The sequence below is a fragment of the Prevotella sp. SGI.167 genome, from assembly GCF_050313615.1.
Taxonomy (GTDB): domain Bacteria; phylum Bacteroidota; class Bacteroidia; order Bacteroidales; family Bacteroidaceae; genus Prevotella.
On sequence record NZ_JBNPLT010000015.1, the window covers coordinates 37,492 to 59,376 of the forward strand.

At 48.1% G+C, this 21,885-nt stretch carries 15 protein-coding genes and 1 riboswitch; of the genes, 9 read left to right on the top strand and 6 right to left on the bottom strand.

Annotated features, from left to right (window positions below; genetic code table 11):
- Window positions 1-3: 3 nt before the first annotated feature.
- Window positions 4-1,686 carry a RagB/SusD family nutrient uptake outer membrane protein gene (locus ACQRBJ_RS09300; RefSeq protein WP_445303440.1) on the top strand — a complete coding sequence of 561 codons (1,683 nt, stop codon included), beginning with the start codon at window positions 4-6 and terminating at the stop codon, window positions 1,684-1,686.
- A 74-nt stretch (window positions 1,687-1,760) separates the two neighbouring features.
- Here ACQRBJ_RS09300 and ACQRBJ_RS09305 read toward each other — a convergent pair whose 3' ends face one another.
- Window positions 1,761-3,809, bottom strand: a complete 2,049-nt coding sequence (locus tag ACQRBJ_RS09305) for an outer membrane beta-barrel protein (protein WP_445303441.1) — start codon at window positions 3,807-3,809, stop codon at window positions 1,761-1,763.
- 202 nt (window positions 3,810-4,011) lie between these two features.
- Between ACQRBJ_RS09305 and ACQRBJ_RS09310 the strand changes: the two genes are divergently transcribed.
- From ACQRBJ_RS09310 to ACQRBJ_RS09330, 5 genes are all read left to right on the top strand, one after another.
- A complete protein-coding gene (locus ACQRBJ_RS09310) occupies window positions 4,012-4,755 on the top strand; it encodes a hypothetical protein (protein ID WP_445303442.1) in 744 nt (247 codons plus the stop codon).
- Between the two features lie 40 nt (window positions 4,756-4,795).
- A complete protein-coding gene (locus ACQRBJ_RS09315; RefSeq protein ID WP_445303443.1) occupies window positions 4,796-6,316 on the top strand; it encodes a sensor histidine kinase in 1,521 nt (506 codons plus the stop codon).
- 94 nt (window positions 6,317-6,410) lie between these two features.
- Window positions 6,411-7,142, top strand: coding sequence for a response regulator transcription factor (locus ACQRBJ_RS09320; RefSeq protein WP_445303444.1), 732 nt, complete (start codon window positions 6,411-6,413; stop codon window positions 7,140-7,142).
- Between the two features lie 11 nt (window positions 7,143-7,153).
- Window positions 7,154-8,341: a glycerate kinase gene (locus ACQRBJ_RS09325; RefSeq protein WP_445303445.1), complete on the top strand. Its 1,188-nt coding sequence runs from the start codon at window positions 7,154-7,156 to the stop codon at window positions 8,339-8,341.
- 145 nt (window positions 8,342-8,486) lie between these two features.
- Entirely contained in the window at window positions 8,487-9,164 is a 678-nt protein-coding gene (locus ACQRBJ_RS09330; protein ID WP_445303446.1) for an HAD family hydrolase, read from the top strand.
- Window positions 9,165-9,346: 182 nt separating this feature from the next.
- On the opposite strand, the gene bglX is transcribed toward ACQRBJ_RS09330, so the two are convergent.
- On the bottom strand, window positions 9,347-11,689 hold the full coding sequence (gene bglX, locus ACQRBJ_RS09335; protein ID WP_445303447.1) for a beta-glucosidase BglX: 2,343 nt from the start codon (window positions 11,687-11,689) through the stop codon (window positions 9,347-9,349).
- A gap of 151 nt (window positions 11,690-11,840) precedes the next feature.
- The gene (gene ettA, locus ACQRBJ_RS09340) at window positions 11,841-13,538 is read right to left on the bottom strand and encodes an energy-dependent translational throttle protein EttA (RefSeq protein WP_445303448.1); all 1,698 of its coding nucleotides are present in this window, start codon (window positions 13,536-13,538) and stop codon (window positions 11,841-11,843) included.
- 112 nt (window positions 13,539-13,650) lie between these two features.
- Window positions 13,651-13,903: riboswitch (cobalamin riboswitch) on the top strand.
- A 106-nt stretch (window positions 13,904-14,009) separates the two neighbouring features.
- Between ettA and ACQRBJ_RS09345 the strand changes: the two genes are divergently transcribed.
- The 3 genes from ACQRBJ_RS09345 to ACQRBJ_RS09355 all read left to right on the top strand — a co-directional run bounded on the left by ACQRBJ_RS09345 (window position 14,010) and on the right by ACQRBJ_RS09355 (window position 18,595).
- On the top strand, window positions 14,010-16,115 hold the full coding sequence (locus ACQRBJ_RS09345) for a TonB-dependent receptor plug domain-containing protein (protein ID WP_445303449.1): 2,106 nt from the start codon (window positions 14,010-14,012) through the stop codon (window positions 16,113-16,115).
- A gap of 41 nt (window positions 16,116-16,156) precedes the next feature.
- Entirely contained in the window at window positions 16,157-17,314 is a 1,158-nt protein-coding gene (locus ACQRBJ_RS09350; RefSeq protein ID WP_445303450.1) for a YncE family protein, read from the top strand.
- 627 nt (window positions 17,315-17,941) lie between these two features.
- A complete protein-coding gene (locus ACQRBJ_RS09355; RefSeq protein ID WP_153125516.1) occupies window positions 17,942-18,595 on the top strand; it encodes an MgtC/SapB family protein in 654 nt (217 codons plus the stop codon).
- A gap of 116 nt (window positions 18,596-18,711) precedes the next feature.
- On the opposite strand, the gene ACQRBJ_RS09360 is transcribed toward ACQRBJ_RS09355, so the two are convergent.
- The 3 genes from ACQRBJ_RS09360 to ACQRBJ_RS09370 all read right to left on the bottom strand — a co-directional run bounded on the left by ACQRBJ_RS09360 (window position 18,712) and on the right by ACQRBJ_RS09370 (window position 21,785).
- Window positions 18,712-19,500: a class I SAM-dependent methyltransferase gene (locus ACQRBJ_RS09360; protein WP_445303451.1), complete on the bottom strand. Its 789-nt coding sequence runs from the start codon at window positions 19,498-19,500 to the stop codon at window positions 18,712-18,714.
- A 159-nt stretch (window positions 19,501-19,659) separates the two neighbouring features.
- Window positions 19,660-20,841 (bottom strand): ABC transporter permease, encoded by a 1,182-nt coding sequence (locus ACQRBJ_RS09365; RefSeq protein WP_445303452.1) that lies wholly within the window; start codon window positions 20,839-20,841, stop codon window positions 19,660-19,662.
- 170 nt (window positions 20,842-21,011) lie between these two features.
- Window positions 21,012-21,785 carry an ABC transporter ATP-binding protein gene (locus tag ACQRBJ_RS09370; RefSeq protein WP_117662095.1) on the bottom strand — a complete coding sequence of 258 codons (774 nt, stop codon included), beginning with the start codon at window positions 21,783-21,785 and terminating at the stop codon, window positions 21,012-21,014.
- Between the last annotated feature and the right edge of the window lie 100 nt (window positions 21,786-21,885).

The following is a 21,885-nucleotide window of genomic DNA, read 5'->3' on the forward strand; positions in this document are numbered from 1 at the left end:
GTTATGAAACGATATAGATTTTTATTTCTGCTGCTGGCGGCATTGTCTATGACATCCTGCCTGGACGAACATCCTAAGGATCAGTTGGACGAGGATGCCATCTATGGCTCTGCATCTGATATTTATATCAATGCCGTGGCTTCTCTCTATAATTATATAGGTGGAGCTAACGAGAGTGAGGGCATCCAGGGCACCTGCCGTGGCATTTACGATTATAATACGCTGACCACCGATGAGGCGATGATTCCGATTCGAGGCGGCGACTGGTATGATGGTGGCCTCTGGAATGCCATGTACCAGCATCGGTGGGGTGCCGATGACCAGTCTCTTTATGATACGTGGAAGTACCTTTATAAGGTTATCGTGCTGGCTAATAAGTCTTTGGATATTATCAGCAACAAGTCGGCCCTGCTTTCTGCCGCACAGCAGGAGGAATATCGGGCAGAGGTAAGAGCTGTCCGGGCTATGTTCTATTACTATGCTATGGACATGTTCGGTCGGGTTCCATTGGTCCTTTCCAGTGCAGAACAGCTCCATTCCAGCCTGTTCCAAGGTCAGACAGATCGCAGTTCTATCTTCCAGTTTGTCTTTCAGGAGTTGCAGCAGGTATTGCCTTCACTTCCCGACCAGCACAGCAATAAGGAAGGCAATTATTATGGTCGCATCACCCAGCCGGTAGTCAACTTTCTGTTGGCGAAGTTGGCTTTGAATGCAGAAATCTATATGTATGATGACTGGACCCAGGGTTATGCGAGCCGTCCGAAGGGAAGTGAGATTCATTTCTCTGTGCCGGCTTCTGCTGCCTCTTTGCGCAATGGCGATAAGGTGGACTGCAGGAAGTTGAATGCCTGGGAAACCTGCATTTATTATTGTGATAAACTGGCAGAAGAAGGCTATGTCCTGGAGTCGGATGATTCATTCAATTTCTCTACGCATAATGAGACATCGAAGGAGAATATCTTCACGATTCCGATGGATAAGAATATCTATACCAACCAGTTCCATTATCTCTTCCGATCTTACCATTATACGCATGGCGGTGTCTTGGGATGGGGAAGTGAGAATGGTACCTGTGCCACGATTTCTACGATGAAAGCCAATCATTATGGCGAGGCTGATGAAGATGCCCGTTGCAAGATGAACTTTGTGGCGGGAGTGGTAAAGGTAGATGGTCATGAACTGCTGATGGATAATGGAAAGCCGTTGGAGTATCAGCCTTTTGAAGTGGCTCAAAACCTGACCAACAGTAAGTTTGTCAAGACGGCTGGAGCGAGGATGGCGAAGTATGAGGTGGATAGAACCTCTTATATGGACGGCAAGTTGCAGAGTAACGACATAGTTCTTTTCCGCTATGCAGATGTTTTATTGATGAAGGCAGAGGCAAAGGTCCGAAACGGAGAGAATGGTGATGAGGAGTTGAATAGGATTCGTGCCCGTGTGGGAATGCCTTACCGTAAGGCTACGCTCGATAACATTCTGGAAGAGCGGTTGCTGGAGTTGGTATGGGAAGGATGGCGTCGTCAGGATCTCATCCGTTTCGGCAAATTCACCGGTGCCTACGATCTCCGTACGCCTCTTCAGGGTGAATCCTCCGGCTACACCACCGTCTTCCCGATTCCTCAGAAATGCATTGATTTGAATTCTGAATTGGTACAGAATAAGGGATATGTCAATATTTTGAAGTAAAGAAACTTGAATAGTGTATATAAAACGAGAAAAGCTCGCCAGGACTTTGATGGTCTTGGCGAGCTTTTCTCGTTTTATTTCCCGAATCTGGAAGTATCTACTTCTTCATGCTGCTTGGCCTTGTAGCCGCCGAAACGATAGATGAGGGAGAGGCCTATGATTCTGCCAAAGTACATGTTGTTGATGACGTGCTGACCTCGGAAGGTGTCGTGCAGATGATTGTCGCCTGTCTCGAAGATGTCGTTGCAGTAGGCTTTCAGCTGGAACTTGTCATCCTTGAGAGGCTTCCAGGTGAGGGCAGCGTTGAGATAGCCTGAGGCTGGGATGTTGATAATTCCTTGGATGGCGTCGGTATGGACGGAAGCATCGAGGTTGAGAAGCACATGCTTGCCAAAGAGAAAAGTGCCGTTCCACTGGGCTTGACAGAACCATTTGCTGCGGTCGAATGGGAGATCATAGAAGTGGGAATTCTTGTCGTTCTGATATACGCCAGTGAAGGTAAGGCGATTCTGCCACCAGTTGCCTATGTTGATTGGGGCTGTGAGCATCAAGCCTACCTGGTTTACATGGTCGAAGTTGACATGCTTGTATTCCATCTCCTTCTTCTTGTCGCTCTGGTAAGGAAGCTGACGAAATTCATCTTTCGAGTTGTTGAAGAAGAGACTTGCCACATATCTGCTGTGCAGAATATAGGTAAGCGAGAGGCTGAGGTCTCGTGATGGCTTCAACGTCGGGTTTCCTACAATCTTTCCATATCCGCCCGCATTATAGGTGGTGAAGTTCTTCACCGACCAATAGGTAGGGTAGTCTCTGTCGCAATCCAAGTCGAATTGGATGATGTGTCCAGCTTTTGGAAGATAGGTGATGGAGAGTGTAGGGAAGAGGTTCCACTCATCCCAGATTGGGGTGTGGTAATATTCTTCCATGAGCGATGCTTCCATCGTGAGTTTTTGGCCGAACGACTTGCTGGCTCCGATATAGAAACACATTTGGTCTTCGGTTTGAATGGTGTTGCCATTAGAAGACTTGTTGTTGTTTTCCTGCGAACTCTTGTCTCTTGATGTGGTGTAATTGATGCCGTAGTTCAAGCCCCAGTCTTTTCCTAAGTCGTGCTCCTGCTTGAGGTAAGCGTACCATTTGTCGATTCGTTGCTGGCTTGTGATGTCGTAAATCTCATCGTAGAGACTGCTTTTCAGCCATTGTTCATCCGGTGAATTATAATAGGTGTATTCTGCTCCTGCCGAGAAGCCGAATGGGGTAGAGTAATCCAGGCGGAAATTGTGAAACTGACTCTTGGCATGGATTCTGAGAAGGGATGTGAAATCGCCATCATCCTCTGAAGTTCCTCTCGTGTTATTGAGTTGTGAGGTGTAGGCAAAGCTGAGCTGATGATCCTTTGCCAGATGATAGTTGATTCCCAGTCGGATGTTGTGGTTGAGATGACGTTTGATATTGTCGCTATGTGTAGAGAAGGCATAGGAAGTGCCATCAGTCAAGGTGTGGGCAAACTCATTTTCATAGTAATAATATCTCTTGCCATGACCGAAGGAATAGAGCATGTCTATTTCCCATTTCTTGTTGGTGAAGAGCAAGGAGGTGCGCTCTGTGTAACTGTTGCGGTTCTGGTGGGTGTAGCCGCCGAAGAACTCGCCTTGCAGGGAGTGAAAGCCTGTGTTGTGCTTCAGCAGGAGGTTGATGACTTGTCCCTTTACCTGATAGCGGGCTGGGGCTGAATAGATGACTTCGGTGTTAGCGATGCGGCTGGTAGGAATCGTTTTCAGAAGCGAATAGAGCTGCTCGCTCGTCATGGTGGAAGTTTTGCCGTCTATCATCACGGTTACGGATTGGGCGTTGAGCGTCAAGGCTTCATCTTGTTCGCTCACGCCAGGCAGTTGCTTGATGGCTTCATAGGCATTGTCCACCGGATGGTTTTTGATGAGTTGAGGCAGGTCATAGGTCAATGTCGCCCCTTTTACCTTTACGATAGGTCGGTTGCCTTTTACCATCACATCGGGGAGGGAATGGATGATGCTGTCCATTCTCAGGGAATCATTTCTGTTTCCTTGTGCCCAGCCGGCAAGACTGATTGCCAGGCAAGCGCTTAATATAACCAATCTTTTCATATTCTTCTTATCGTTTTATCTTTTTATCGTTCTTTCGGAAGAAACCCTCCCGATTTCGGTTGCAAAAGTACTGCAAATATCTCGTGTCAGCAAGGAATTTTGATTATCAAGTCTTATCAGAAGTGTTATTTAGTCTTATCAAATCAGAAATAATTTCCTGAAAAGTATCTTACTTATCTTCTTTTTTATTACTTTTGCAAGCATGAAAGAGAAACGAAGAATATTCATATTGGCAGTTGTGGCTTGCTTTTGTACATTGGTAATGCAAGCGCAGGAAGTGAAGAGTGTTTCTTTGGATTCCGTTCCGAAGGCATCTTTACCTAAGGAAGGTATGTCGTTTAAGGAAGGTATGTCGTTGGAATATTCTCGTCCTTCGCTCGGTAGTTTTCCTGTACTTCAAGGCAAATCTTATTACTCTGAATCGAATGCACCTTGGATGTCGGAAGAAGGAAAACCTTTGGAGATTGCACCGAATGCAATACCTCATATTTCTCTTCCTTCCCCGAATTTGGGTGCGATGGCGGTATATTCTTCGGGTATTGAAGTCCCGGGACTGATGAACAGTCAGACTGCAGGGGTTGTTTATCAACAAAATTTCGGGCGTTTTGTTTTTTCTCCTTATGCTGGGATAGAAAAAATAAACACGGGAGTATATGGATTTGGCAATCTCACCAAAGCTTCTTTTGGTGGACGAATGGCTTATCAGGTAAACGACTGGCTCACAGTGGGATTCTATGGACAATATGTTCCAACGAAAACCTCTGATCCTCGAAGCGTCATCATGTCTCCTTTCAATCCCAAGAGCAGCTATGGTGGCTTCATGGAAGTGATGTTCAATCAACATTGGGGGATAGGAGCCAAGATGGGACGAGAGTTTGCGCCACAAAAGAATGGTAAATGGGGATGGAAGAATACCACGGAGGTTTATCCGATTTTCAGAAAATGAGTATTGAATTCATCTGGAAAAATCTTTAATAAAGGAAAGAATGAAGTTACATCTTAAATACATAGTTGCGCTCGTCATCACGGCTCTGGTCTGCATCTTCGCATATCAGACCTATTGGCTCGTGGGGCTTTATCAGTCTCAGGAAAAGGAGGTTGAAGCAAAAATCAAGGGTGGAATGGAGTACGCTCACTTCATGGAGATGAAGAAGCGAATCGAACGATTGCGCAATGATGATAAAGGGCCTCATAGACAACTGACGGGTTCTGTTGCTTTTTCTATGGATGAAGACGATGATATAGGTCAAAAGGTAAAGGTGAAAAAGGTTCGTGGAGGAAAGATCGTTCAGACTGTTCAAACAACTTTTACCAAGCAAGAGAAGCGTAGTGAAGATGACAAGGACCAGGAATTGATGATGATGATGTCGGGCAAGCTGGCAACTATGGTGCAACAAGCGCTGTTTGGCAAATTGAATGAAATCGCCAAACCAGACATCAATGACTATGACAGTGCATGGGTTGTCAAGATGCTTTCAGACAGTTTGTTGGTGGGCGACGATATTCATCCGCTTCCGCATCAGATTCAGCTTTTTACAGGAAAGAAGGTTTTGGCGAAAGTGACGACGAAGGGGTATGTGCCTTCCGCCAATGCCAAGCAATACCAATATGTGGTTTGTAATGAGGGGGAGGCGAATGAGGAGAAATATGTCCTTACCTTAGAGCCGCTTACGATGACAGTGCTCAGCCAGATGGCAGGCATCCTTGCCACATCGCTCTTCATCATGCTCATCCTGGCTTTCGTCTTCTGGTTCCTTATTCATACGATGCTCAAGCAGAAGACGCTTGATGAGATGAAGAGTAATTTCACCAATAACATCACGCACGAATTGAAGACTCCGATAGCCGTAGCCTATGCTGCCACCGACTCCCTGCTGAACTACGGAATGCTCCAGCATCCTGATAAGGCGCGCAAGTATCTCACCATCGCCCAGAAGCAGTTGCAGACGCTCAGCGGATTGGTGGAACAGATTCTGTCGATGAGTATGGAACGACGGAAATCGATGCTTCTCAATATCGTGGAAGTTCCAATGAAGGAGGTGATTGAACCATTAATCTCCCAGCATCAGCTGAAAGTGAAATCAGGAGTAAGAACGGATAAAAAGGTGAATATTTCGTTGTCTGTAGAACCGGAAAATCTGATGGTTCATGCCGACCGGATGCATTTCTCAAACATCGTGAGCAATCTCATAGACAATGCCATCAAGTATTCTGAAGATAGCGTGAAGATAGAAATCAAGGCTTTCCAAAAAGCCGAGGATGAAGTGCTGGTTTCCGTATCAGATAATGGAATCGGTATTTCCCACGATAAATTGCCTTATATTTTCGACAAGTTCTATCGGGTGACGGATGGCAATAAATATACGGTCAAGGGCTATGGTCTCGGCCTTTTCTATGTCAAGAGCCTGATGGATAAAATGGGCGGTTCTGTTTCCGTAGAAAGCGAGCCGGGAAAAGGAAGCTGCTTCACCCTGCATTTTCTTAAAGGTAAAAGGGTAAAAAAGTAAAAGGGTAAAAAGGTAAAAGAACCTAGTCTCCTTTGCACCCCCGTTCCCAGCGATTCCATCGCTGGTCTCCCAAATCTTAAAGGTAAAAGAAGCAATGAATAAGATAAAAGTATTACTGGTAGAAGACGAAACATCCTTGGCGATGATTCTGAGCGACACCTTGGAGGCGCAGGGCTTCGAGATGCGCACGGCGCATGATGGCGAAGAAGGGCTTCGTATGTTCGATGAACAGAAGCCTGATGTGCTGGTAGCGGATGTGATGATGCCCAAAATGGATGGTTTCGAGATGGTGCGCCGTATCCGCAAGACGGATTCCCGTACTCCTGTGCTTTTCCTCACAGCTCGTTCGGCGGTGAATGATGTGGTAGAGGGATTTGAATTGGGTGGCAATGATTATCTGAAGAAGCCGTTTGCCATCCAGGAGCTCATCGTCCGTATCAAGTCGCTTTGTCATCGGGCTTCAGTGGGAAATATTTCTTCTGAAGAACAGGAAGGGGGGAATGTTTCTTCTGATAATCCGGATGCTGCTGATCAATGGCTCTCCATCGGTCGTTATCGCCTGAATGTTACCAGTCAGATTCTGCAGTTGGATGGTAAAGATACAGAACTGTCACATCGTGAATCAGAAATCCTTCGCATGCTTGTGGAGAGCAAGAACAATGTGGTAGAGAGCAAGGATATTCTCCTGAAACTTTGGGGTGATGACAGCTTTTTCAATTCCCGCAGTCTCCATGTTTTCATCACCAAGCTCCGCCACAAGTTATCTGCCGATGAAAATATCAGAATCATCAATGTGAGGGGAATTGGGTATAAAATGATTTATTAGAGAAAATGACAATGGTTAAAAAGAAGAAGATAATAATTGCTTGCGACTCTTATAAGGGCTGCCTTTCGAGCAGAGAGGTGAATGAGGCGATTGCTTCGGGTGTAAAGGAATGGAATGCGGATGATGCTTCTCCCGAAATAAAGAAATTGTCTCCTGATGCTGCTTCTGAAATAAAGATATTGGATTCAGAAGATGCTTCTCCCGAAATCATTACCCTGGAAATGAGTGATGGGGGAGAGGGAATGCTCGATGCTTTTCTCTCGGCGATGAAGGGAGAGCGAGTGAGGATTCATGCCCATGATGCGCTGATGAGATGGATTGAGGCGGAATACGGAATCGTGGATGATACCGCGATTATCGAGATTGCGCAGACCGCAGGACTGGCTCTGATTGAGCCTGAACAGCGCAACCCGATGAAGGCTACTTCCTGGGGCGTGGGTGAGATGATTATGAATGCTTATCGCCGGGGCGTGCGCCATTTCATCGTGGGCTTGGGCGGAAGCGCCACATCCGATTGTGGCATCGGAATGCTTAAGGCGATGGGCGACGACTGGAAGGAAATCCGCCAGGAATGCAGTTTTGTGCTGGCTTCAGATGTTACCAATCCGCTCTGTGGTGAAAATGGGGCGGCTCATGTCTTTGCGCCTCAGAAGGGAGCAGATGCTAAGATGGTGCAGATGCTGGATGATAGGGCAAGGAAGTTTGCCGAGGTAAGCTCCAGGCATTTCGGATATGATAGGAGTGAGGTTCCCGGAGCTGGTGCAGCCGGAGGTTTGGGCTATGCCTTCCTGCAATATTTCAATGCTGAGGCTCGTCCTGGGGCTGAGCTTCTCTTGGATGAGATTGAGTTTGATGCGCTCATTCAGGATGCTGATCTCGTGATTACGGGCGAGGGACATAGTGATAAACAGACCTTGATGGGGAAACTGCCGCAAAGGATTCTGGAGCATGTTCTGAAGTGTAAGGAATCGGATAAAAGCCATGTGGCTTGCTCACAGCTTGCCGGGGATTGCAAATCCCCGGAATCTTCTTTCCCCCTTGTGTGGCTCGTGTCGGGTGGCGTGAGCGACAGGCAGACGATGCTGGATGCAGGATTTGATAGGGTTATTCAGGTTACTCCGGAAGGAATGCCGCTGGATGAGGCGATGAAGCCGGATGTGGCCCGTAACAACATCATAAAAGTGATAAAGAACAAATAAAACAAGAGAACTTTCGCATGTGGTTCTAGATGGGCTGAAAGCTCAAAAGCTCCTGCAAGACTCTCGCCCTTTACCTTTCCCTTCGGTCGGTGACCGTTGGTTCAGGGCGTGTAGAGCTTGCATGCGAAATTAGAACAAGAAAGTAATGAAGTATATAATTTTTGATTTTGATGGAACCATCGGCGATTCGCAGAGTCTCATTGTGAAGACCTTGCAGGATACGATGCGGGCAAGAAAACTGGAAGTGAAATCGGATGAGGCTTGTGCCAAGACCATCGGTTTAAGACTGGATGAGGCTTTCATCTCGCTCTTCGGAATGAGTGCTGAGGAAGGAATGGAATGTGCGGCAACCTATCGCGAAATCTTCCTGGATAACAAGAAGACGATGATCGTGCAGCCCTTCCCTTATGTAATAGAAACCCTGAGAGAATTACATCGCCAGGGTTTTATTCTGGGTATGGCAAGCAGCCGCAACCATTGCTCGCTCGACGGATACGTGAAGCAGATGCAGCTGGAAGATATTTTCTCTTCTATTGTGGCTGGCGATGATGTAGAGCATGTGAAGCCAGCACCCGACATGGTTTTCATGGCTTTGGGAGAAATGAAGGGAATGAAGAATCCCGTAACTTCAGCAGAATCAGGAGATGTGGAGGATTTGCTTGATGAAGTCTTGGTGGTTGGTGACATGACCTTTGATGTAGATATGGCTCACAATGCCGGTTGCAAGGCCTGTGCCGTAACTTACGGAAACGGAACCCGCGAGCAGTTGGCTTCTGCCGAATTTATCATAGATGATTTTGCAGAACTCCTGGGGCTGGTCTGAGATTAATTACAGAACTGTCGTATGTGGAGAAGTTAATGGAAGTTAGGAAAGTAAGAGGGAAGTTAAGGGACAAATGTCCTACGTTTTACACCGGAAGACTATTGTCTCTTAACTTCCCGAACGACTGTAGGGAGTGATAACTTCTTTAACTTCAACCAATTTCCTCATTTGAGAAACTTGATTTATTTTACAGTGAGGTTCTGTGTCTTTACCTCTTTACTGTTTCCTCCCACCATAATCTGGAAGTCGCCTGGTTCAATCACATGCTTTAATTCTGCGTTATAGAATTTGAGCATTTCAGGAGTGATATCGAAGCTGATTTCCCTGCTTTCTCCTGCAGCCAGATGGATTCGCTGGAAACCTTTCAGCTCCTTGACTGGGCGAGAGATGCTGGCTACCATATCACGGATATAGAGCTGAACTATCTCGTCGGCATCTCGGCTACCTGTATTCTTTAAGTTGATGGTGGCGGTAATCTTCCAGTCATCCGTATTGACTTCATGGCTGCTTAGCTTCAAATCGCCATACTCGAAAGTGGTGTAGCTCAATCCATAGCCGAATGGATAGAGAGGACCATTGCTTACATCCAGACAATTGCTGGCAAACTTGGCAAACTTCTCATTATCGTCTGGTACAGGGCGACCGGTGTTCTGATGGTTGTAGTAGAGAGGCTCCTGACCGGTAGTCTTAGGCATCGAAGTGGTGAGCTTACCCGATGGCGATTTGTCGCCGAAGATGACATCGCAAAGTGCGTCTCCCACTTCAGAACCACCAAACCATACGTTCATGATGGCAGGAATGTGTTCTTTCTCCCATGACAAAACCGTAGGACGACCGGCAAAGTTGAGCAATACGATAGGCTTACCCGTCTTTGCGAGTTCTGCCAGAAGTTCCTGCTGCACATCAGGCATTTCCAGATTAGTGCGGCTTGCGCATTCACCGCTCATGTCGGCTGTTTCGCCCATAGCGCATACTATTACGTCTGCTTCCTTTGCTATCTGCAGTGCCTCGTTCTTCATCTTTACCTCATCTCCCCAGGCTATAGACTTGCCCAGTTCGCCGTTCTTCTGAAGTTCATGGTTGCGCCAGATATTGCTACCTTGAGCATATAATAAGGTGGCTTTGCCATTGAGCACTTTCTCCATCGCCTCCTTGATGGTGGTGTATTTCTCAGGAGCCTGAGCTACACTCCATGTGCCGGCAATATTGTTGCGGGTATCTGCAAGAGGACCAATCAGAGCTATCTTTCCCTGCTTCTTCAGAGGAAGAAGATTTCCTTCATTTTTCAGAAGCACGAAAGTCTCGGCTGCTACGTCGCGAGCTATCTGTCGGTTTTCGGCAGAGTAGATGTCGGTCTTGTTTCGCTTGGTATTGCAGTAGCGGTAAGGATTGCTGAACAATCCCAGTTTGTATTTTGCCTCGAGGATGCGTCGGCAGGCGATGTTGATATCTTCCTCTGTCACCTTGCCCTCAGCCACGCTTTGTGCCAGATGCTTGACGAAGGCATTGGAGCACATATCCATATCCGTGCCTGCCAGGAGTGCCTGTTCTGATGCTTCTTTCAGATCCTTGGCAGTGCCGTGGTTCAGAATCTCGGCGATAGATGCATAATCTGTTACGAGAAAGCCCTTGAATCCCCATTGTTTTCTCAAAACATCAGTCATCATCCAGTGGTTGGCGGTGGCAGGGGTGTAATCTATCAGGTTGAACGAAGACATTACGCTGCCTACGCCAGCCTTTACTACGGCTTCGTAAGGAGGCAGGTATTGGTTCATCATACGTATGCGACTCATATCTACTGTATTGTATTCCTTGCCGCTCTCCACGGCTCCGTAGAGGGCAAAGTGCTTGAGACAAGCCATGATTCTATCGGCTTTCAATATCTCCTCTGTGCGCATATCGGCGCCCTGGTAACCCTGTGTGAGTGCGGCACCCATCACGCCGCTCAGGTAAGGATCCTCTCCGTTACCCTCGCTGATTCGTCCCCATCGGGCGTCGAGTGCAATATCTACCATGGGCGAGTAAGTCCAGTTGATTCCTGCAGCACTGGCTTCCTTAGCCGATACTTCGCCTACCTTCTTCATCGCTTCTGTATCCCAGGAGCAGGAGAGGGCGAGAGGGATAGGGAACATAGTCTCGTAACCATGGATTACGTCCATGCCCACCAGCAGCGGAATGCCCAGACGGCTATTCTTGATGGCGATGTCCTGGAGAGCCTTGATCTTGTCGAGTCCCTTGATGTTGAATACGCCGCCCATGTTGCCTTTTGCAATGTCGCCACCCACCTGGGTGTTCAGGGCTCCACCGGTAGTGATGTCGCCAGCCACCATCAGGTTGAGCTGACCGATTTTCTCCTGCAGGGTCATCTTTGCCATCAGCTGGTCGATATACTCCTTCATCGGCAGGATTTTACTTTTTTGAGTTGTAGTTGCAACTTTCTTCTTGCTTGCAGGTGTATGTGCGATGGCAGGAACCATCAGCGAGCTAGCCAGCAGAAATGATAGTGATATGAATGCTGCTCTCATATTTATATTGTTAGTTTAAAACGTTTATATTGTTAGTTTTTAAAATCTTAGAAGCAGAGTGCTGCTTATGGATGATGGTGTTGACACCAGTTGCTGGAATAAAAAAGGAGAAGACCCGATGGGGGCTTCTCCTTTTTATTTCTCCATCAACTTATTCCTCCATCAACTTGCGATAGCGACCTTTCTTGATCTCTGTATCGCCCAGGCGGCGCGCCTTGTTGATTTCATACTCAGAATAGCTGCCCTCGAAGAAGAAGACCTCACCATTGCCCTCGAAGGCAAGAATGTGGGTACAGATTCGGTCGAGGAACCAGCGGTCGTGGCTGATAACCACAGCACAACCGGCAAATGCTTCCAAACCTTCCTCCAAGGCACGCAGTGTGTTCACGTCGATATCGTTGGTTGGCTCATCGAGGAGCAACACATTACCTTCCTGCTTCAATGCCAAGGCCAACTGCAGACGGTTGCGCTCACCACCCGAGAGAACACTGCAGAGCTTGCTCTGGTCGGTGCCCGAGAAGTTGAAACGGCTGATATAAGCACGTGCATTCACGTCTCTGCCACCCAGACGCAAGGTTTCGTTGCCCTGGGAAATCACCTCGTAAACGGTCTTCTGAGGGTCGATGTCCTTGTGCTGCTGGTCAACATAAGCCAGCTTCACGGTCTCACCCACCTCGAATGTGCCGCCATCTGCCTGATCCAAGCCCATGATGAGGCGGAAGAGGGTAGTCTTGCCGGCTCCGTTAGGACCAATCACACCTACGATGCCGTTAGGAGGAAGCATGAAGTTGAGGTCGTTGAAGAGAACCTTCTCGCCGAACGCCTTTTTAACGTGCTGAGCCTCAATCACCTTGTTGCCCAGACGAGGACCGTTAGGGATGAAGATTTCCAGCTTCTCCTCGCGCTCCTTCTGCTCCTGGTTGAGCATCTGCTCGTAAGAGTTCAGACGAGCCTTACCCTTAGCCTGACGGGCCTTAGGTTCCATGCGAACCCATTCCAACTCGCGCTCCAATGTCTTGCGGCGCTTAGAGGCAGTCTTCTCCTCCTGAATCATTCGCTTGGTCTTCTGGTCGAGCCATGAAGAGTAGTTGCCCTTCCATGGAATACCCTCGCCACGGTCCAACTCCAGAATCCACTCGCTCACGTCGTCGAGGAAGTAGCGGTCGTGGGTTACGGCGATTACGGTACCCTCATACTGCTGCAGGTGCTGCTCCAGCCAGTCGATGCTCTCAGCATCCAGGTGGTTGGTTGGCTCATCGAGCAGGAGTACATCCGGCTTCTGCAGGAGCAGGCGGCAGAGAGCCACGCGGCGGCGCTCACCACCCGAGAGATTGGTAACAGGCCAATCGCCAGGAGGACAATGTAGGGCAGCCATCGCACGCTCCAGCTTGGAGTCGATGTTCCAGGCATCAGTAGCATCAATGATATCCTGCACCTCAGCCTGACGCTGCATCAGCTTGTCCATCTTATCAGGGTCTCCGTAATATTCTTCGAGACCGAACTTATTGTTGATGTCCTCGTATTCTGCGAGTGCATCATAGATTTTCTGCACACCCTCCATCACGTTTTCCTTCACGGTCTTGTTCTCGTCGAGCGGAGGATCCTGAGGCAAGTAGCCCACAGAGTAGCCTGGGCTCCAAACCACCTCACCCTGGGTAGGTTGCTCAAGTCCTGCGATGATTTTCATCAACGTAGATTTACCGGCACCGTTCAAACCGATGATGCCGATTTTTGCTCCGTAGAAGAACGATAGGTAGATGTTCTTCAGAATCTGTTTCTGGTTTTGTGGGATAATCTTAGATACGCCCACCATCGAAAAGATAATCTTCTTGTCGTCAACTGTTGCCATATAATATTAAAATGTATGATTTTTAATTTTTCCGCAAATTTAAGAAGAAAATCGCAAATTACCAAATAAAAAGCGCATGAAGTTAGCTGTTAATTCATTTTTTTATCGTACCTTTGCACTCGCAATTGGTTTGCTGCCACCTTCTGCCGCCTCAGGCAGGATGAGTGCGTAGTGATTAAAAGGGAATCGGGTGAGAAGCCCGGACAGTCCCGCTGCTGTAAGCGTCTTATTGCGGTAAGCACCATGGTCACTGACATTTTTTCGGGAAGACCGCTTGCCATGAGTTTTGCATCTTTTTATGTTTACATAGAGTGAGATGCTGGGAGGACGCAAGTCAGAAGACCTGCCGTTGCCATCGGAAACAATATGATGAAAGAGTGTCTTTAGGATAAGAGATTCCGATGATTCTATCCAACCCCGTGGGATGGGTTCGTGATGGAGACACAGATAATAATATAAAAGATAGAATGAATGAAGGCATTGAGGATATTTTGTCTCGGTGGCTTGCTACTGTTGTATGCACAAGTGGGTATGGGGCAAGATTCCATTCGTACCGAGCACTTGCAGGAAGTAAAAGTGAATGCTCGGCAGCACTGGATACTTACGAGCACATCGCCTCTCCAGCTTTTGGACAAGGGGGATATGTTGAGGCTTGGCGTTACGGATATGGCCGACGCTTTGCACCGCATGCCAGGCATCAATCTGCGCGACTATGGTGGGGCAGGAGGAATGAAAACGGTAGCTGTGCGTGGATTCGGAGCGGGACATACGGGAGTGAGTTACGATGGTGTGCTGCTCAGCGAATGTCAGGGCGGCGAAATTGATGTGTCCCGTTATTCGCTCGACCAAGTGCAGACATTGCGACTCACCATTGGTGACAACGACGACATCTTCATTTCGGCCCGGCAAGCCTCGGTGGCAGCTTTACTTGCCATCGAGACCATGAGCGAGATTCCCATCGACCAGCAGCCTCACCTCTCTACTCAGTTGCAGGTGGGATCCTTCGGATATGTCTCGCCTTATCTGCGCTATGTGCAGAGATTGTCAGATAGGTTCACCCTCCAGGCGATGGGTGAGTATACCTATGCCGAAAACGACTATCCTTTCCTCTTGCGCAACGGTAAATATACTACCCATGAGCGAAGAACCAACAGCCGGATGAACTCGGGGCATGGCGAACTGAATATGCACTGGATGATGGGCAGACGAGCCGATGGCATGAGCCGGAGCCAATTGTGGGCAAAGCTCTACTATTATGACAACGACCGACAGTTGCCAGGCATCGTGAGATTTTATACCGATGTAACTGCCGAACAGTTGCACGACCGCAACGCCTTTGCTCAGGCGAGATGGCAAGCCAGAAGTCTTGATGACCATTGGATGCTGAAGGTGCAAGCCAAGATGAACTGGGCGAGTTCTGCCTATCAGGACACGCTCGTGGCAAATCGGCGCAATGATGCTACCTACTGGCAGAGGGAATATTATACTTCGGCAGCACTGATGTGGATGCCGGATGATGGCTGGGCGGTGGATTACTCTGCCGACTGGATGATGAACTCGCTCAACAGCACCCTCGCCACCGATCTGCGACCTCATCGACATGGCATCCTGCAGTCGCTCTCTGCCCGATATGCGAAGGGAAGATGGGTAGCTCTAGCCAGAATGCTGGCTTCGGTTTACCTCAACAGCGTGGGGCGCAAGATAGAGACTCAGCCAGGCAGCGCCAATCCTGCCAAGGCAGGACAGGCTGCCAAGGATGCACGCCGGCTTTCGCCATCGCTTTCGCTTTCTTATCGGCTCCTGGGGAATGGTACTGCCAGCGATGAACTTTATCTCAGGGCTTCGTACAAGGACATCTTCCGGGTTCCTACTTTCAACGAGAACTATTTCTTCCATTATGGAAGTTCTGATCTGAAGCCTGAGAAAACCCGACAGTTGAATATCGGGCTTACGTGGAAAAAAACTTCTTCAGAAGATGGGGGAAACGGCGAATTCCTGCGTTACAGGGGATGGAATCTTCAAGCAACGCTGGACGGCTACAGCAATCGGGTGACCGACAAGATTGTGGGCGTTCCTTACAATATGTTCGTTTGGCGTACCGTAAACCTGGCACGGGTTGATGTCGTTGGCGTGGATGCTTCTTTGCGTGGCACCTGGCAGATGGCTCCGGGGCAGCAACTCTCGCTGCAAGGGTCGTATAGCTACCAGCATGTGGTGAACCATACCGACCGCTCGTCCAAATATTATGGCAATCAAGTAGCCTATATCCCTCTGCACTCGGGCAGTATTGCCTTGGGGTGGGAGAATCCCTGGGTGAATGTCTCACTTCATGGACAGGGAATGAGCAAGCGATGGGCCAACAATGAGCATTATGAAGGCACCGAAGTGGATGGCTACTGGGACATGGGGTTGACGCTCTATCGTCAGCTGGACGGACTGAGTCTTTTGGGGAAATCCCTGAGAGGTGTGAAGGTCAGAATGGATGTGAAGAACCTGCTGTCGGAGCAGTATGAACTAGTAGGGCATTATCCGATGCCTCGCCGCAGCTGGATGTTAAGCATCGGGTATAACTTCTAGATAGTAACAAAGTAGATTCAAATATAAACTGAAAAAAGACAATGAAAAAGTATTTATTAGGTTTGGCGGTGCTCTTGATGGGTACTGCAGTGATGACATCATGTAGCGACGACAACGATGGTCCTGAGACTTATCTCCAGGTGTATAGTACGGGCGCTTATGTCGTGAATTCAGGTAACATGTATAACAAAATTGAGAGCTCTCTCACAGCCATCGACTATGCTTCAAGCACAGCCACACAGAACGTATTCAAGGCTGCTAACGGTCGTACGCTCGGTAATACTGCCAATGACGGCATCGTATATGGCAACAAGATTTATCTCGCCGTAGACCAGAGCAACACTATCGAGGTAATCGACAAGAAAACCAAGCAGAGCATCAAGCAAATCAAGACCACAGAGTTGCTGGGCAATGCCGAGGGCGCCGAGCCTCGCCATATCATCGCTGGTGGTGGAAATGTATATTTCACTACATACGGAGGCTATGTAGCAGCCGTGGACACCACAAGCTTTGCTCTTCAAAAGAAGTGGCAGGTGGGCAGCTATCCTGAGGGCTTGGTCATCGGTGGTGGCAATCTCTACGTTGCCAACAGCAACTATGGTGCTGGTGGTGGAAACATCTCTTGCATCAATCTTTACAACGACAATGTAGAGACAAAGAATATCGAGGGTGTGAACAATCCTACCAGCATCTATTATGCTTCGGGGCGTGTCTATGTCATCGACAACCCTGTGTATGGACCTGCTCCTGACTATGCGACCACTGGCGAGAATGCCCTCCGTGTGGTACTCTTCGACAAGGGCAAGTCACAGAAGGTGGCAGATGGCAACTATGCTGTATGCGTAACCCCTGGTGCTATAACACGTACGCAGGTGGTTCGTCCTTATTTCTTTGTGCTCAATGCACCTTTTGGAGGCACTCCTAGTGTGAGTGTGCTTGCAGCAGGAAGTACACAACCACAGGCGATGACGCTCTCTGAGATGCCTGTGAGCCCATGCGGCATTTTCGCCGATCCATTGAACGGTCATATCTTCGTGCTCTCTTATAAAATGGGCGATAGTGGCTATGCCGACTATAATGGCAATGGCTACGTAGTGGAGTATGACAGCGCTGGTCAGAAGCAGCATGAGTATGAGACTGGCGTAGGTTCTTGCGCTATGTTCTTTGACTCTGCCTACAAGACAGCATACGCAGAATAAAATGTCGCGAGACAGATGATTATATAACTTATCCAATCCATGGGGAAGTGTCGTTTCGGCGCTTCCCTTTTTTATGTGTGTCGGACAAAGTATATTTTTTTTCTCTAAATTAATGCCACATCTATCACACTTGCACTTAACTCTTTGATTATAAACTGATAACGCGTGGCAATAAGCGCTTTTTTATTGCCACCTTATTGCCACGCATTGCCACGGTAAAGAAGAAATTACGTCCCGATGTAGCATTTGATACGTCCCGACGTAATAACCGTTATGTCCCGACGTACAGTCAGAAACGTCGCGATGCAGTTTCCAGAACGTCCTGGCTGCCATCTGGTAAGGCTTTTCCAACTTTAAGTGAGTCTCTTTTGGACTTCAAGTAAGCTTCTTTTGAACTCCAAATGAGCCTCACTTGAACTTTACGTAAGTGTTATTCCAACTTTACGTAAGTGTTCTTTATCGGTAAATAACTCTCCGTCGGTAGAGGAATTAGACTTGGCTGCAATACGCTTTTTTCTTGAATTACCAAGGAAAAAAATGTTTTCGTCATAAAATCAATAGATTTATTTTGTATTGTCTTCGAATTATATTATCTTTGCAAGCAAACTTTAAAAGAAAGGATATTTTATGGATGCAACTTATATTGACCTGACCATTCGCCTGTCTCTCGCCCTGCTTTTAGGAGGTGCGATAGGAATAGAGCGAGAATATCGTGCCAAGGAGGCTGGTTTCCGTACTCACTTTCTCGTGGCATTGGGAAGTGCGCTCTTCTGTGTTGTTTCCCAGTATGGATTTGGATTTGATTTAAAGGATTCTTCCCGTGTGGCTGCGCAGGTGGTTTCGGGCATTGGATTCCTGGGCGCCGGAACGATTATCTTCCAGAAGAACGTAGTGAGAGGTCTTACCACGGCGGCTGGTTTGTGGGTGACAGCGGCTATTGGTCTGGCGTGCGGTACGGGAATGTATATGGCTGCAGCTATTACCACGGCGATGGTGCTGCTGGGACTGGAAGTATTGAACTACTGGATTCCGCAGTTGGGAACAACTACCGTCGACTTGACCTTCTCCGCGCCATCGCGTGAAAGTGTGAAGGAGTTTATCAAGCAAATCAAGCAGAAAGGCCTGGAAGTTCATTCCTATGAGCTGAAAGAGCGCCGCTTCTCGAAGGAGGAATTCCTGGAAGCGAACATAGAAATCAAGGCAAAGCGCGATTTCCACACCATGGAGATTCTTGATTACATGAAAGATTTCTCGGATGTCACGATTTCAACGATAAAATAAAATAGGTTAGGAGGAAAAAATGAAGGAGCCAAGAACATTTGTCTTAGCTCCTTCACTTTTTTATGATGTTTTTTAGAAAATCCTTTTATGAAGTTTCAAAAAATCCTTTGAAATCATTAGAAAAACCTAGCCAGATAGTCATAATGCTCGCCTTCTTCCACGAGTTCACCATGCAACCCGCAGGTTTCGGCAATGGACTTGAGTAATGGGAAATCTACGTAGAGCCAATCGAAACGGTCGCCCTTTACATCCTTGTAGATCATCTGATAATCCACTTCTCCGTAATAGGCTCCATTCAGATTGATGTCGAAACTTCCATCCTCATTCTCGTAGATATATTTCAGATCAGAGGAATCGATGAGAATCTGACCGCCCGGATTCAGCAACGCTTTCAGACGCAGGAAGAGAGCAGGGAGATTTTCTATTTTTCCGGCAATTCCCGTTCCGTTCATCAGAAGGAGAATCGTATCGAAACCGCCTTCAAACTGTTCCTGGTTCTCTTCGGAATGAGTCTCCTGGTGCTCTCTGGAATGATTCCCACTGCTCAGATGCGGATCGAAGAGATTGATGCATTCCGCATCCTTCACCCCTCTCAGCTTCATCGCTTTGCAGCTCAAGGGCGAAATATCAATCGCCTTCACTGCCAGTCCCTTCTCCTGCAAGGCGAGCGTATGGCAGCCGGCTCCGGCTCCAATATCCAGCACCCGTCCCTTGGCAAGCTGTAAGGCTTTCTGCTCCAGCATCGGCATTTCCCGGGTGCTTCTGAACAGATGTTTCACTGGCATTTCGTCTTCCTCGAACATCGAAGAGAGCACTCTCAGTCGGGCTGCTTTCCCATGCTGCTGGAAGTCGAGAATAGCTTCGCCCATCGGGTCTTTATCTGCTGATAATATTTCTGTATTCATTTTCTTTCTATCTGTTTTATCTTAAGTTTATTGAATTCTTCTGCAAAAATACAATAAAGTTTGGATAAAACAGATATATTTCAGAAAAAACTAATCAGTTTTTTACTCGTATCTGATTGCCTCGATAGGGTCGAGTCTTGCAGCCTTCTTTGCCGGATATCAGCCGAAGAAGACGCCCGTGAAGGTACAGACGGCGAAGCTCATGATGATGCTCCAAGGCTCTATCTGAGTGGCAATATGCAGGAAGGCATTCAGACTCAGCGACAGACTCACTCCCAATATCACTCCGATGATTCCGCCGGTCACTGAGAGCAGAATCGCCTCGATGAGGAACTGGTTCAGAATATCGATACCCCTGGCTCCCACACTCATTCGGAGACCGATTTCGCGGGTTCTCTCGGTAACTGAAACGTACATGATGTTCATGATTCCAATACCGCCCACCAACAGGGAGATTCCTGCCACACTACCCAAAAGGATGGTGATGGTGGACATGGTGGAATTCATCATGCTGGAGATTTCCTCCTGCGAACGGATGTTGAAATCATCCTCATCTGCCTCGGTGGTCTCGGTGGCGTCCTTCAGCTTATGGTTGCGACGGAGGATTTCTGAAATCTGATCCTGAGCCGGCTGAGATGCTTCCTCGGTAATGGCAGAACATACGATTCCGCCCAGATAGGTCTGTGCCAGGATTCGCTTCATCACGGTGGTGTATGGGGCGAGTACGAGGTCATCCTGGTCCATTCCCATGGAGTTGTAACCCTTCTTCTGGAGCACACCTACTACACGAAACGGGATGCTGTTGAAACGTACTACCTTGCCGATCGGGTCGCTGCCGTCGGGAAAAAGATAATCCACTACGGTCTGACCCAGGATGCAGACCTTGGCAGCTGCCTTGATGTCGGTATCGGTAAACATTTCTCCATCTGCCACCTTCAGCTGTCGGATGCTCAGGTAGTCCTGATTCACGCCATAGATGGAACTCTGCGTATTGTTATTGCCATAAATCCACTGTCCCGAACTGTTTACGGTAGGCGAAATGGCACTGATGTAATTACAATCCTCCTTGATGCTCTGGTAGTCTGCCTGCTTCAGGGTCTCCATCGAGGAAGCATCCTGTCGCACACCGCCTCTCATGTCTGCACCCGGCGAAATCATAATCATATTACTACCCATCTCGGCGATGTTCGCCTTGATGCTCGCCTTACTACCCTGTCCGATGGCAAGCATCGTAATCACGGCTGCAATACCGATGATGATGCCCAGGGCTGTGAGGAAGGAGCGCATCTTGTTGGCTGCTATCGCTCGAAGGGCTATCTTTAAAAGATTCTGATAATTCATTTACTTTGAACTTATTTACTTTGAACTTTATGATTAGTAAAGCTGTTGAATTCTTCACTCTTCGTTCTTCACTCTTCATTCTTCACTTCTTCGTTCTTCACTCTTCACTCTTCATTCTTCACTCTTCATTCTTCACTTCTTCGTTCTTCACTCTTCGTTCTTCACTTCCCTTATTCGTCCGTATTGGCTGGCAGGGCGGCAAGGCCTTCTGCTGCCGAAAGGATGTTGTCATTATAGGTATCGCTGATGATGTGTCCGTCGCGCAATTCGATGTTGCGGCTGGAATATTTGGCGATATCCGGGTTGTGGGTTACGAAGATGATGGTTCTGCCCTCAGCATAGAGCTTCTGGAAGAGAACCAGGATCTCGAAGCTGGTTCTCGTATCCAGATTACCCGTTGCCTCGTCGGCGAGAATCACGGCAGGATTGTTCACCAGCGCACGGGCGATGGCTACACGCTGCATCTGTCCACCCGACATCTGATTGCTCTTATGGTAGAGTCTCTCGCCCAATCCTACAGCCTTCAGAGCTTCGATGGCACGCTGCTTGCGCTCTTCTGCGCTGATGGCAGGATTGTACATCAGCGGTAGCTCTACATTCTCTACGCTCGTGGTCTTTGGCAGGAGATTGTAGTTCTGGAAGATGAAGCCGATCTTGCGGTTGCGCAGGATGGCTCTGTCGTTACGGCTCATCTTGCGCACGCTCACGCCATCCAGGTAATATTCACCCTTGGAAGGGGTGTCGAGGCAGCCCAGCTGGTTGAGCAGGGTGGATTTGCCGGAACCCGACTTACCCATGATGGTGACGAACTCGCCCTCGTAGATCTTGAAGCTTACGCCTTTCAGGGCGTGGACGGTTTCATCACCCACAAGAAAGTCGCGACGCACGTTGTCGAGCTCTATCACCACTTTCTTGTTCTCGTTGTTATTTGATGTTTCAGACATAATTATTCTTTTATGGGATTTGATAGGAGTTAAGGAGTTAAAGGAGTTATCGCTCCCTGCGGTCGCTGAGGAGTTAAGACAATAGTCTTTTAGGCGTAAT

What these genes read in the sequence shown, in the direction of transcription:
- ACQRBJ_RS09300 (WP_445303440.1), top strand. Translation starts at nt 4, where the DNA reads ATGAAACGATATAGATTTTTATTTCTGCTGCTGGCGGCATTGTCTATG.
- ACQRBJ_RS09305 (WP_445303441.1), bottom strand. Translation starts at nt 3,809, where the DNA reads ATGAAAAGATTGGTTATATTAAGCGCTTGCCTGGCAATCAGTCTTGCC.
- ACQRBJ_RS09310 (WP_445303442.1), top strand. Translation starts at nt 4,012, where the DNA reads ATGAAAGAGAAACGAAGAATATTCATATTGGCAGTTGTGGCTTGCTTT.
- ACQRBJ_RS09315 (WP_445303443.1), top strand. Translation starts at nt 4,796, where the DNA reads ATGAAGTTACATCTTAAATACATAGTTGCGCTCGTCATCACGGCTCTG.
- ACQRBJ_RS09320 (WP_445303444.1), top strand. Translation starts at nt 6,411, where the DNA reads ATGAATAAGATAAAAGTATTACTGGTAGAAGACGAAACATCCTTGGCG.
- ACQRBJ_RS09325 (WP_445303445.1), top strand. Translation starts at nt 7,154, where the DNA reads ATGGTTAAAAAGAAGAAGATAATAATTGCTTGCGACTCTTATAAGGGC.
- ACQRBJ_RS09330 (WP_445303446.1), top strand. Translation starts at nt 8,487, where the DNA reads ATGAAGTATATAATTTTTGATTTTGATGGAACCATCGGCGATTCGCAG.
- bglX (WP_445303447.1), bottom strand. Translation starts at nt 11,689, where the DNA reads ATGAGAGCAGCATTCATATCACTATCATTTCTGCTGGCTAGCTCGCTG.
- ettA (WP_445303448.1), bottom strand. Translation starts at nt 13,538, where the DNA reads ATGGCAACAGTTGACGACAAGAAGATTATCTTTTCGATGGTGGGCGTA.
- ACQRBJ_RS09345 (WP_445303449.1), top strand. Translation starts at nt 14,010, where the DNA reads ATGAAGGCATTGAGGATATTTTGTCTCGGTGGCTTGCTACTGTTGTAT.
- ACQRBJ_RS09350 (WP_445303450.1), top strand. Translation starts at nt 16,157, where the DNA reads ATGAAAAAGTATTTATTAGGTTTGGCGGTGCTCTTGATGGGTACTGCA.
- ACQRBJ_RS09355 (WP_153125516.1), top strand. Translation starts at nt 17,942, where the DNA reads ATGGATGCAACTTATATTGACCTGACCATTCGCCTGTCTCTCGCCCTG.
- ACQRBJ_RS09360 (WP_445303451.1), bottom strand. Translation starts at nt 19,500, where the DNA reads ATGAATACAGAAATATTATCAGCAGATAAAGACCCGATGGGCGAAGCT.
- ACQRBJ_RS09365 (WP_445303452.1), bottom strand. Translation starts at nt 20,841, where the DNA reads ATGAATTATCAGAATCTTTTAAAGATAGCCCTTCGAGCGATAGCAGCC.
- ACQRBJ_RS09370 (WP_117662095.1), bottom strand. Translation starts at nt 21,785, where the DNA reads ATGTCTGAAACATCAAATAACAACGAGAACAAGAAAGTGGTGATAGAG.